Source organism: Aliihoeflea sp. 2WW, from assembly GCF_000497755.1.
In the GTDB taxonomy this organism is placed as follows: domain Bacteria; phylum Pseudomonadota; class Alphaproteobacteria; order Rhizobiales; family Rhizobiaceae; genus Aliihoeflea.
In genome coordinates, this window is the sequence record NZ_AYOD01000008.1 from 113648 (window position 1) to 125050 (window position 11403).

The window sequence follows — 11403 nt, forward strand, 5'->3', positions numbered from 1 at the left end:
TGATTCGAAGGCGATCACGCGGCCTTGCGGCGCGCTTCTTCCTTCAGGTCGAAGCGGTCGAGCTCCATGACCTTGACCCAGGCGGCGACGAAATTCTTGACGAACTTCTCCTTCGCGTCGGCGCTGCCATAGACTTCGGCGAAGGCGCGGAGCTGCGAGTGCGAGCCGAAGATCAAGTCGGCGCGGGTTGCCGTCCAGCGCTTCTCGCCCGTCCGGCGGTCCTGGCCCTCGAACACGCCGTTCGAGCCTTCGATGCCCTTCCACTTCGTGCCCATGTCGAGAAGGTTCACGAAGAAGTCGTTGGTCAGCTTGCCCGGGCGGTCGGTGAGGACGCCATGCTCGGGGCTGCCGACCTCGAGGACGCGCAGGCCGCCGACGAGGACCGTCATCTCCGGCGCGGTGAGCTGGAGCAACTGGGCGCGATCGACCAGATGCTCCTCGACCGACATGATCGGGTTGCGTACATAATTGCGGAAGCCGTCGGCCTTGGGCTCCATGTAGTCGAAGGATTCGACCTCGGTCTGCTCCTGCGTGGCGTCCATGCGGCCCGGCGTGAACGGAACCGTCACATCGTAGCCGGCATCCTTCGCCCCCTTCTCGACCGCGACCGAACCGGCGAGCACGATCAGGTCCGCCAGCGACACCTTCTTGCCGCCCGCGTTGAACTCACCCTGGATCGCTTCCAGCGCGCCGAGCACCTTGGCGAGTTCGGCCGGACGGTTCACGTCCCAGTCCTTCTGCGGAGCGAGGCGAATGCGGGCACCGTTGGCGCCGCCGCGCTTGTCGGATTCGCGGAAGGTCGAGGCTGACGCCCAGGCGGCCGATGCGAGTTCGGAGACGGTGAGCCCGGTGGCGGCGATCTTCTGCTTGAGCTGCGCGATGTCCGATGCGTCGACGAGCGGGTGGTCGACCTCCGGGATCGGGTCCTGCCAGATCAGCGGTTCCTTCGGAACCAGCTTGCCGCGATAGAGCTTCAGCGGCCCCATGTCGCGGTGGGTCAGCTTGAACCAGGCCTTGGCGAAGGCCAGTGCGAATTCCTGCGGGTTGGCATGGAAGCGGCGCGAGATCCGGTCGTATTCGGGATCGGTGCGCAGTGCCATGTCGGCCGTCGTCATCATCGGCGCATGCTTCTTCTGGCCGTCATGGGCGTCAGGCACCTTGCCGTCGCCGGTCGTGCCGACCGGCTTCCACTGATGCGCGCCGGCGGGACTCTTGGTCAGCTCCCACTCGTGGCCGTAAAGCGTGTCGAAGAAGGTCATGTCCCAGGTGATCGGCGTCGGCGTCCACGCGCCTTCGATGCCGCTGGTGATGGTGTGGCCGGCCATGCCGCTCTCGAAGGTCGATGCCCAGCCGAGACCCTGGTTCTCGATCTCCGCGCCTTCCGGCTCGAAGCCGACATGGTTCGCGGGGCCGGCACCATGCGCCTTGCCGAAGGTGTGCCCGCCGGCGACCAGCGCGACGGTTTCCTCGTCGTTCATCGCCATGCGGCGGAAGGTCTCGCGGATGTCGCGGGCGGACTTCATCGGGTCCGGATTGCCGTCGGGGCCTTCCGGATTGACGTAGATCAGGCCCATCTGGACGGCGCCGAGATTGCCGTGCAGCTCACGGTCGCCAGAATAGCGGCTGCTTTCATGCGAGCTGTCTGCGAGCCACTTGTCCTCGGCGCCCCAGTTGACGTGGTTCTCGGGCTCCCAGGTGTCGGCGCGGCCGCCGCCGAAGCCATAGGTCTTGAAGCCCATCGATTCGAGCGCGACGTTGCCGGTCAGGATCATCAGATCCGCCCAGGAGAGCTTGCTGCCGTATTTCTGCTTGATCGGCCAGAGCAGGCGGCGGGCCTTGTCGAGATTGCCGTTATCCGGCCAGCTATTGAGCGGCGCAAAGCGCTGCTGGCCACGGCCGCCGCCGCCACGCCCGTCACCGACGCGGTAGGTGCCGGCGCTGTGCCAGGCCATGCGGATGAAGAACGGACCGTAATGGCCGTAGTCGGCCGGCCACCAATCCTGCGAATCGCGCATCAGCGCGTGCAGATCGGCGATGACCGCATCGAGATCGAGGCTCTCGAAGGCTTCAACATAATCGAAGGCCTCGCCCATCGGATCGGCGTCGGGCGTGTTCTGGTGCAGCACGCTGACATTGAGCTGGTTCGGCCACCAGTCGCGGTTCTGCCGGCCTTTCGAATGCGGAACGGGGCACTTGCCTGCGCCCTTGTCGTCAACCTTGGCGTCCATGGTCATATCTCCCTGGCGAAATTGCTCGGTAGCCGGGAACCGGAGTTCCAGGCGGCTTTGACAAGGGAGATATTCGACTAGTTCGATAATTTCAAATTGCGATTTCTAAGAATGACGATAGTTTCCGCTTATGATCAAGGTCACCATCAGGCAGATGGAATATTTCGTCGCGCTCGCCGAGACGCTGCATTTCGGCCGCGCGGCGCAGCTTGCCGGGGTCACGCAGCCGGCGCTTTCGGCGCAGATCGCGGAGATGGAGGACAAGCTCGGCACGCGGCTCTTCGAGCGTGCCCGGCGCGGCGTGGCCTTGTCCGATGATGCAAAGCTGATCCTGCCGCGCATCGAGCGGGTGCTGGCCGAAATGCAGGAGATCGAGGCCCTTGCGCGGCGCGAGCGAGCGGCGATGTCCGGGCGTCTCAGGCTCGGCGTCATCCCGACCGTGGCACCCTACCTCCTGCCCGCGATCCTGCCGGCGATCGGCGCCCGCTTTCCGGATCTGTCGCTCGAATTGAAGGAATCGGTGACTTCGACGCTCGTCGAAGAGACGCTTGCCGGCCGGCTCGACGCATTCATCGCCGCCCTTCCCCTCGAGGATACGCGGCTGGCGTCCGAGCCGATGCTGGAAGACGGCTTCCTGCTTGCCGTCCCGGCGAACGACCCGAACTTCATCGAGCCGCCGGTGGCGCCGGAGAGCCCGGAACTGGAGCGGCTGATTCTTCTTGAGGAAGGGCACTGCCTGCGCGATCAGGCGCTCGCGATCTGCGGATCGGTGAAGCCGCTCGCCATGTCGAATTTCGGCGCAACGAGCCTGACGACGCTATTGCAGATGGTGGCGCACGGCCAGGGACTGACGCTGGTGCCGGAAATGGCGCTGACCGCTTCGCGGGCGCTGCCGGGCGTCAAGTTCGTTCCGTTCTCGGCGCCCATTCCCTCGCGGACGATCGGCATGGCGTGGCGAAAAAGGGCGGGGCGCGAAGCGGATTTCCGCGCCCTCGCCGATACGATCGGCAAACTCGCTGGGGTGCGTTGATATTCAAGCCTGAGCGGCCTGCAAATGACGGGTTTCTGCGCTTCCGGTGCTCATGTACCCGAACGTACATTCCGCTCCGGTTCTCGAAACCCATCACTTTCGGCACGCACAGCCCTGAATCTCAACGCACCCTAGATGATGGCGAGCGCCAGCCAGATCCACATGATCGCCAGGACCAGGAAGCCCAGCGAAAAGGCCGGCTGGCGGTAGCGGATGCGGTTCGACGTCACGTGGATATAGGCGTGGACGTAGCGCGAGAGGACGAAAATCCAGGCGAGGACGACGGCGAAGAGGCCGGCAGCGGTGACCGAATAGAGCGCCAGGCAGCAGACGTGAAACAGGACCGGCAATTCGTACTGGTTTGCCAAATTGTTGCGCACGAAGAGGCTTTCGGGCGGTTCGTTGGTGTTCTCGCGGAACTGCGAAATCTTGGTCGAACCGGCCTGAACGGCCGCCTTGCGACGCAGGAACATCAGCACATAAATGCCGTAGACGAGCGCGACATGCGCCAACATCGGCCAGAAGATTGCGGTCTGGTTCATATCAGCGCCTCTTGCTTGAGAGAATCATCTATCTGCCGCCAGAAGGACCGAAAACAGCGATTGCATCAAGCGGCGGGCGGACGTATCATGGGATGATACGCACGAGAATGTCCTTTGATCGGTTCCTGCAAAGACAAGCGCATACCATTGCTGATCGCGGGCAAGTCGGTGAAGGGCTTTCCGGCCGATCTCGTCAAAGCGGCGCGTCGCAAGCTTTTCATGCTGCATACCGCGACGGCGCCGGACGATTTGCGATCGCCGCCGGGCAACCGGTTGGAGGCCCTCAAAGGCGACCGAAGCGGACAGCATTCGATCCGGATCAACGACCAGTTCCGGATTTGCTTTCGCTGGATCGACGGTCATGCAGACGAAGTCGAAATCGTCGATTATCACGATTGAGGTGAAGCCATGTTCGAGTTCAATCCCCCGATCCATCCCGGTGAAGTGCTGCGGGAAGAATATCTCGTGCCGCTCGACATGAAGCCATACACGCTCGCCAAGCGACTGCATGTCCCGCGCACGCGGATCGAACGCATCGTCGCCGAAACCTCGCCCATCACGCCGGACACCGCGCTGCGGCTAGCGAAGTTCTTCGGCACGACGCCCGCATTCTGGATGAACATGCAGACGGCCTTCGACCTGGCGATCACCGCTTCCGCGAAGCAGTCGGAAATCGCCAGTATCGATGAATTGAAGGCAGCCTGAAGGTCAGCTCATGCCGGGATAGTTCGGGCTTTCGCGCGTGATCGTCACGTCATGCGTGTGGCTCTCGCGCCAGCCGGCATTGGAGATGCGCACGAAGGTGGCGCGGTCGCGCAATTCGGTCAGGTTCGGGGCGCCGACATAGCCCATTGCCGCCTTGAGGCCGCCGACGAGCTGGTGGAGAACGCCTGCGACGGGGCCCTTGTAGGGCACCTGGCCTTCGATGCCTTCCGGTACGAGCTTGAGCGTATCGCGCACTTCGGCCTGGAAGTAGCGGTCGGCGGAGCCGCGCGCCATCGCGCCGACCGAGCCCATGCCACGATAGGATTTGTAGGAGCGGCCCTGGTGCAGGTAGACCTCGCCGGGGCTTTCATCGGTGCCGGCCAGAAGCGAGCCCACCATTGCGGCCGATGCACCCGCCGCGAGCGCCTTGGCGAGATCGCCGGAGAACTTGATGCCGCCATCGGCGATGACGCCGACGCCGGACTTGTCGGCTTCTTCTGCCGCGCCCATGATTGCCGAAAGCTGCGGGACGCCGACGCCGGCGACGATGCGCGTGGTGCAGATCGAACCCGGGCCGATGCCGATCTTGACCGCGTCGGCGCCCGAATCGATCAGCGCTTTGGTTGCCTCGGCCGTCGCGACGTTGCCGGCGATGATGCGCACGGAGTTCGACATCTTCTTGGCGCGCAGGACGGCGTCGAGGACGCGCTGCGAGTGGCCGTGGGCGGTGTCGATGACGATCAGGTCGACGCCCGCATCGATCAGGCGCTCGGCGCGCTCGAAGCCGTCATCGCCGACGCTTGTGGCGGCGGCGACGCGCAGGCGGCCCTGCGCGTCCTTCGAGGCGTTCGGGTTGAGCTGCGACTTCTCGATATCCTTGACCGTGATCAGGCCGACGCAGCGGCCGTCGCCGTCGACGACGAGCAGTTTTTCGATCCGGTGCTGGTGAAGAAGGCGCTTGGCCTCGTCCTGATTGACCGTCTCCTTGACCGTGATCAGGTCGCGATGGGTCATCAGTTCGCGCACGGTCTGTGCCGGATCGGAGGCGAAGCGCACGTCGCGGTTGGTCAGGATGCCGACGAGACGGCCGGTGCGGTGGCCGCCTGTGCCGCCATTCTCGACGACCGGAATGCCGGAAATCCCGTGCGCGCGCATCAGGGCCTGCGCGTCGCCGAGCGTTGCGTCAGGGCCGATCGTGACCGGATTGACGACCATGCCGCTTTCGAACTTCTTCACCTGGCGCACTTCCTCGGCCTGCTCGGCAGGCGAAAAATTGCGGTGGACGACGCCGATGCCGCCAGCCTGCGCCATGGCGATGGCGAGACGCGAATCCGTCACGGTGTCCATGGCGGCAGACAGGATCGGGATGTTCAGGTCGATGTCGCGGGCGATGCGGGTGGAGACATCCGTCTGTCCCGGCATCACATTCGAATGGCCGGGCTGCAGGAGCACGTCGTCGAAGGTGAGCGCGATTGCGCCGGTTGCGGATTCGATGATTTTCGCCATTGCCTTGCCTCGCCCGGGAAACTGGGATTGGCGGCGGCTGGTAACACGTCCCCTGACATATGGGAAGCGCTGCAGTGCAAGGCAGCCATGCAATCGGCGAGGCAATCCTCGCCGCGAGAGATCAGGCGGCGAGCACCATCGCCCAGTAACGCTGCGCGGGGTCACGCGGATCGGTGACATAGCCGAGCCCGAAACGGGCGAATTTCGGTTCGAGCATGTTGCGGCGATGGCCGGGTGAATTCATCCAGATGTCCATGACGCGAACGAGATCCATGCGGCCCCGCGCCAGATTCTCGGCCGCCGCGCCATTGGTCTTTACATTGCCCATCCGGGTCTGGAACGACCGGCCAATGCCGGTGTCGTGCGCCATGCGCCCCGCCTGCGCCATGTAGCCAGCCTGCACGACGGCCGCGGTTTCCAGTTCACGGTCGGCACGGATCGCGCCGAGTGAATTGGAACTGCGAATATCGGCGAAGAGCGGAGCGCCGTCGCGGGTCATACGGACGATGTCGCCAGAGGGGCCGCGCGACATGCAGCCTGCAAACGGCACGAGCGCAAGAGCGCCGCCGCCGAGAATGAGAAGCCGGCGGCGGTCGATCGTCGTTTCGGTCATGATGGCCCGTTCGCAATGTCTGTCATCGCCTCGTCCTTTTCCGGGCGATTGAGGCGAAGCTTGGGCAATGCGACCAGCCGCGTGGATCAGAGATCGAACTGATAGGTCGCCGGAACGTAGCGATAACCCGGCTCGATCTTTTCGACGAAGCCGACGGCGGGGAAGGGCATGTGATAGCCGATGAAGGGAATCCGGTCCGTCGCGATCATGTCGAAGAGGCGCATGCGGGTTTCGGTCGCCATCTCCTTGTCCATGTCGAAGCGAACATGCCAGTCCGGCCGCATCAGCGAGGCGACGTAGTGGTTGGCCGCATCGGCGACCAGCATCAGGCGGCGACCGCCGCTTTCGACCGAAAACGCCATGTGGCCCGGCGAATGTCCGAAGGCAGCGACGGCGGATATGCCCGACACGACCTCGTCGCCATCGGCAAGAAAGGTCATGTTCTCCGCCAGCGGCACGACGTTCGACGCGACGGCTTGAGCAGCGTCGGCGGTCTGGCCCTCGGCACGTTCGGGCGCCGTCCAGAAGTCGTATTCGACCTGCCCGGTAACATAGCGGGCATTGGCAAATGCCGGCTCGCCGCCCTCCATCAAGCCGCCGATATGGTCGCCATGGAAGTGCGTGAGGACGACGACGTCGATCTCGTCGGGCTGATGGCCGGCTGCCTGCATGCGCTCGCGCAACTGGCCGAGCCCGTTGGCGCGGGCGCCTTCACCCAGGCCGGTATCGAACAGAATCTTTTCCGCTCCGGTGTCGATGATGACCGGCGCGAAGCCGTTGACGAACTGATCGGAAGGCAGAAAATTCGCCTCCATCAGTTCAGCTACGGCCGTGGCCTCCTGGTTCTCGCCGAAGATCGGATGCGGGCCATCCGAAGGACGTCCGCCATCGAGGATCGTGGTGACGCGAAAATCGCCGAGCTTGAAATTGTGGAAGCCGGGATTGGCGACTTCGGAAGCGGTCGCGATCTGCGCGCTTGCGGCGCGGACCATGATTTGCGGTGCGGTCAGAGCCATCGCGGCGCCTCCAGCCAGTTTGAACATCGTTCGACGATCGGTCTTGCCCGTCATCGGCCTTCTCCCTGCTTTGTTTAGCGATGCCGCATCAGATGGACCAGAGCACGAGCGCGGCAAACGCTCTCACACAGAAGTGAACCGTTCACATGTGCAATTGTGTGCGCGGGGCGAGGCATGCTAGGTGCCCGGCCATGCATTCGCATCTGCGATCTTCCACCGGACGCCAGCCTTGAACCGCACCATTCCGCTTATCCTTGCGGTTGCGCTGTTCATGGAGCAGATGGATTCGACCGTCATCGCCACGTCGCTGCCGGCGATCGCGGCCGATATCGGCACGAGCCCGATCACTCTCAAACTGGCGCTGACTTCGTATTTCGTGGCGCTGGCGATCTTCATCCCCGTTTCCGGCTGGATGGCGGATCGGTTCGGCGCCAAGCGGGTGTTTCGCATCGCGATCGGCGTCTTCGTCGTCGGCTCGATCTTCTGCGCTTTCGCCAATTCGCTGGAAGCGTTCGTCGGCTCGCGCTTCCTGCAGGGCATGGGCGGCGCGATGATGACGCCGGTCGGCCGTCTGGTGCTGGTGCGCGCGACGCGGCGCGACCAGCTCGTCTCGGCCATGGCGTGGCTGACCGTGCCGGCCTTGATCGGGCCGCTCATCGGCCCGCCTGTCGGCGGCTTCATCACCACCTATTTCACCTGGCACTGGATCTTCCTGATCAACGTGCCGATCGGCGTCCTTGGGATCATCGTCGCCGGGCGGGTGCTGCCGGAAATGCCGGGCGGCATCGCCGCGCCGATCGACTGGCGCGGATTCATCCTCGCGGCGATCGCGGCGGCAGGCATCGTCTTTGGGCTGTCCGTCGTTTCGCTGCCGGCCCTGCCCCCGGTTATCGGGATTTCCACCATCGTCGTCGGCATTTTGGCGTCCGTACTCTACGTCCGCCACTCACGCGCGACGCTGTCGCCAATCCTCGATCTGCGACTGTTCAACAATCCGGTGCCGCGGATCGCGATCCTCTCGGGCTCGATCTTCCGCATCGGCGTCGGCGCGACGCCGTTCCTGTTGCCGCTGATGTTTCAGCTCGCCTTCGGGCTCGACGCGTTTCAGTCGGGACTATTGACGTTTGCGAGCGCCATCGGCGCAATCTCGCTGAAGTTCGTGGCGACCAAGGCGCTGCGCACCTTCGGCTTTCGCACGGTGCTGCTGACCGCGGTCGTCGGCGGGGCGAGCTTGATTGCGATCAACGGGTTCTTCACGCCGCAGACGCCCTATGCAGTGATCATCGGAACTCTGATCGTCGCGGGTTTCCTGCGCTCGCTGTTCTTCACCTCGAACAATGCGCTCGTCTTCGCCGAAATCGACGACAGCCAGGCCAGCCAGGCGACGGCGATCGCGGCCGTGTCGCAGCAGATCTCGATCGCGCTGGGTGTGGCGGCGGCGGGCATGCTGCTGGAAGCGCATCATTTGTGGACCGGTGAGCCGATCGGGCTCGAGGCCTTCTCGTTCGCCTTCTTCGCGGTCGGCGGGCTGGCCGCGCTCGCCATTTTGCCGATCCTCGGCCTGTCCAGGACCGCTGGCCGGACGGTGTCCGGCCACGGCCTTGAGAAGCACAAGGACGATCAGGCCTCGCTGCCCGGCGAGTGATCTTCCGTTTTCGGCACTTCCTGGCGGCCCTTGAAGTCCTTTGCGAGGATGAAGAGCTCGACCGACGCGTCGCGCGAGGCCGGCGGCTTGACGTGATGGACGGAGCGGAAGTTGCGTTTCAGGAGGTCGAGCAGATCGTTCTCCGTCCCGCCCTGGAAGGTCTTGGAGAGGAAGTGGCCGCCCGGCTTCAGCACCGAAATGGCGAAATCGGCAGCGACTTCGCACAGGTGCATCGTGCGGATGTGGTCCGTGCGGCGATGACCGGTGGTCGGGGCCGCCATGTCCGAGATGACGAGATCGGGCGCGCCGCCGAGTGTTTCCATCAGGCGCTTCGGGGCTTCGTCGTCGAGAAAGTCCATCTCCAGAAGCGCAGCGCCCGGCACAGGGTCGACATGGAGATAGTCGATGCCGACGACCGTGGGCGCGTCGAGGGGCGACTGCACGCGGGCGGCCGCAACCTGGCACCAGCCGCCGGGCGCCGCCCCCAGATCGAGGATTTTCTGACCGGGCTTCAGGAGATTGTATTTGTCGTCGATCTCGATGAGCTTGTAGGCCGCGCGCGAGCGGTAGCCGTCTGCCTTCGAGCGATGGACGTAAGGATCGTTGAGATGGCGTTCGAGCCAGCGGCGGGACGAGTTCTTGAGGCCGCGCTTCTTCTTGACGCGGGTCTTGAGCGCGCGTGCGCCTGTCGGGCCGGAGCCGGGTTTGACGGGTTTCGTCATGCGTTGAGCGGTCTCCGCTTGCGGGCCCGGCGCCAGACGCCGTCATCAGCCATGAGTTCGGATAGCATGCCTTCGCGCAGGCCCCTGTCGGCGACGCGCAGGCGTTTGGACGGCCAGACGCGACGGATCGCTTCGAGAATGGCGCAGCCGCCGAGGACGAGGTCGGCGCGGTCGGCACCGATGCAGGGATTGGCGACGCGCTTTTCGAATTCCCAATCGAGCAGGGTCGCGATCATCGCGTCGACCTCGTCGTTTTGCAGCCAGAGCCCGTCGACCCGGCGACGATCGTAGCGTTCGAGGCCGAGATGGATGCCAGCGAGCGTCGTCACCGTGCCGGAGGTGCCGAGGAGGTGGAAGCCGTCATCGGCGAGGACGTGCGAAAGCCGGTCGCGGCCCTCGAAACGGTCGAGCATGTCGGCGACGTCGTCCACCATCGCATCGAACACCTCGCGCGTGACGTGCCGGCCGCCGAAACGTTCGGCGAGCGAGACCACGCCAACAGGGAGTGACGTCCACGAGACGATGTGGTTGGCAAGGCGGGGCGTGCGGTGGCGCGAGACGTCGACAAGCGCGATTTCCGACGAACCGCCGCCGATGTCGAAGAGGACGACGCCCTTGGTGCCGCGTTCGACGAGCGAGCCGCAGCCGGACACCGCCAGCCTCGCCTCGGTCTTGCGGTCGATGATCTCGAGCGACAGGCCCGTCTCGCGCCTGACGCGGGCGATGAATTCCGCGCCGTTCGCTGCCGAGCGGCAGGCTTCGGTCGCGATGAGACGAACGCGCTTCAGGCGCCGGCTGCGCAGCTTTTCGGCGCAAACCTTGAGCGCTTCGACGGCGCGATCCATCGCGGCATTCGAAAGGCGTCCCGACGCGGTCAGCCCCTCGCCGAGACGGACGATGCGCGAGAAGGCGTCGACGACGCGGAACTGGCCGCCCTTGCCGGGAATGGCGACGAGCAGGCGGCAATTGTTGGTGCCAAGGTCCAACGCGGCATAGACCGGCGCATCGCCGCCGCTCGCCACGTCGCGACCGTTGAAGCGGCCCGCGGCAGGTACGGGTGGAGGCGCCGGCGGCTTTGGTTGCGGCTGGATGGATTCGGGCGGGGCTGGCTTGTTCTGGGGCGCGTCATCGCGTGCGAAAACCTTGCGGCCACGCTTGCGCTTGCGCCTTTTGCGCGACTTGCCGGGCTTCTCGCCCGTCTTATCGTCGGGTCGGCCGTTCGCATGAGGCTGCGCATTTGCATCGCGAACACCTGGTGGTGGCCGCGAATGCCTTTTGCCGGCGTCGCCGCGCGGCTGGCGCGCCCCGTCCGACGGCACGTCATTGCCGTATTCGGGGTCCGTCACTCTATTCCCTTCGGCGCCGCGCCAGCAAACAAAGCCGGCAGCAGGCACTC

Annotated in this window: 11 protein-coding genes; 4 read left to right on the forward strand and 7 right to left on the reverse strand. The window is 64.8% G+C overall.

Annotated features, from left to right (window positions below; translation table 11 throughout):
- Nucleotides 1-14 precede the first annotated feature (14 nt).
- Entirely contained in the window at nucleotides 15-2228 is a 2214-nt protein-coding gene (gene katG / locus ALII_RS0105575) for a catalase/peroxidase HPI (RefSeq protein WP_024586337.1), read from the reverse strand.
- A 130-nt stretch (nucleotides 2229-2358) separates the two neighbouring features.
- On the opposite strand from katG, the gene ALII_RS0105580 reads away from it, so the two are divergent.
- Nucleotides 2359-3258: a LysR substrate-binding domain-containing protein gene (locus ALII_RS0105580; RefSeq protein ID WP_024586338.1), complete on the forward strand. Its 900-nt coding sequence runs from the start codon at nucleotides 2359-2361 to the stop codon at nucleotides 3256-3258.
- A 131-nt stretch (nucleotides 3259-3389) separates the two neighbouring features.
- Here ALII_RS0105580 and ALII_RS0105585 read toward each other — a convergent pair whose 3' ends face one another.
- The gene (locus ALII_RS0105585) at nucleotides 3390-3800 is read right to left on the reverse strand and encodes an MAPEG family protein (protein WP_024586339.1); all 411 of its coding nucleotides are present in this window, start codon (nucleotides 3798-3800) and stop codon (nucleotides 3390-3392) included.
- Between the two features lie 147 nt (nucleotides 3801-3947).
- Here ALII_RS0105585 and ALII_RS0105590 point away from each other — a divergent pair, with 147 nt between their 5' ends.
- Together ALII_RS0105590 and ALII_RS0105595 are read left to right on the forward strand one after the other, a co-directional pair.
- Nucleotides 3948-4199, forward strand: coding sequence for a type II toxin-antitoxin system RelE/ParE family toxin (locus ALII_RS0105590; protein WP_280113755.1), 252 nt, complete (start codon nucleotides 3948-3950; stop codon nucleotides 4197-4199).
- A gap of 9 nt (nucleotides 4200-4208) precedes the next feature.
- Nucleotides 4209-4505, forward strand: a complete 297-nt coding sequence (locus tag ALII_RS0105595) for a HigA family addiction module antitoxin (RefSeq protein WP_024586341.1) — start codon at nucleotides 4209-4211, stop codon at nucleotides 4503-4505.
- 3 nt (nucleotides 4506-4508) lie between these two features.
- On the opposite strand, the gene guaB is transcribed toward ALII_RS0105595, so the two are convergent.
- The 3 genes from guaB to ALII_RS0105610 form a co-directional block, all read right to left on the reverse strand.
- Nucleotides 4509-6011, reverse strand: coding sequence for an IMP dehydrogenase (guaB, locus tag ALII_RS0105600; protein ID WP_024586342.1), 1503 nt, complete (start codon nucleotides 6009-6011; stop codon nucleotides 4509-4511).
- 121 nt (nucleotides 6012-6132) lie between these two features.
- A complete protein-coding gene (locus ALII_RS0105605; protein ID WP_024586343.1) occupies nucleotides 6133-6624 on the reverse strand; it encodes a CAP domain-containing protein in 492 nt (163 codons plus the stop codon).
- An 86-nt stretch (nucleotides 6625-6710) separates the two neighbouring features.
- Nucleotides 6711-7694: an MBL fold metallo-hydrolase gene (locus tag ALII_RS0105610; protein ID WP_024586344.1), complete on the reverse strand. Its 984-nt coding sequence runs from the start codon at nucleotides 7692-7694 to the stop codon at nucleotides 6711-6713.
- Between the two features lie 175 nt (nucleotides 7695-7869).
- Between ALII_RS0105610 and ALII_RS0105615 the strand changes: the two genes are divergently transcribed.
- Entirely contained in the window at nucleotides 7870-9285 is a 1416-nt protein-coding gene (locus ALII_RS0105615) for an MFS transporter (protein ID WP_024586345.1), read from the forward strand.
- Here ALII_RS0105615 and ALII_RS0105620 read toward each other — a convergent pair.
- Nucleotides 9261-10007, reverse strand: a complete 747-nt coding sequence (locus ALII_RS0105620) for an RlmE family RNA methyltransferase (RefSeq protein WP_024586346.1) — start codon at nucleotides 10005-10007, stop codon at nucleotides 9261-9263. The genes ALII_RS0105615 and ALII_RS0105620 overlap by 25 nt on opposite strands.
- Nucleotides 10004-11353 carry a Ppx/GppA phosphatase family protein gene (locus tag ALII_RS0105625; RefSeq protein ID WP_024586347.1) on the reverse strand — a complete coding sequence of 450 codons (1350 nt, stop codon included), beginning with the start codon at nucleotides 11351-11353 and terminating at the stop codon, nucleotides 10004-10006. The genes ALII_RS0105620 and ALII_RS0105625 overlap by 4 nt, the downstream gene beginning before the upstream one ends.
- Nucleotides 11354-11403: the final 50 nt, after the last annotated feature.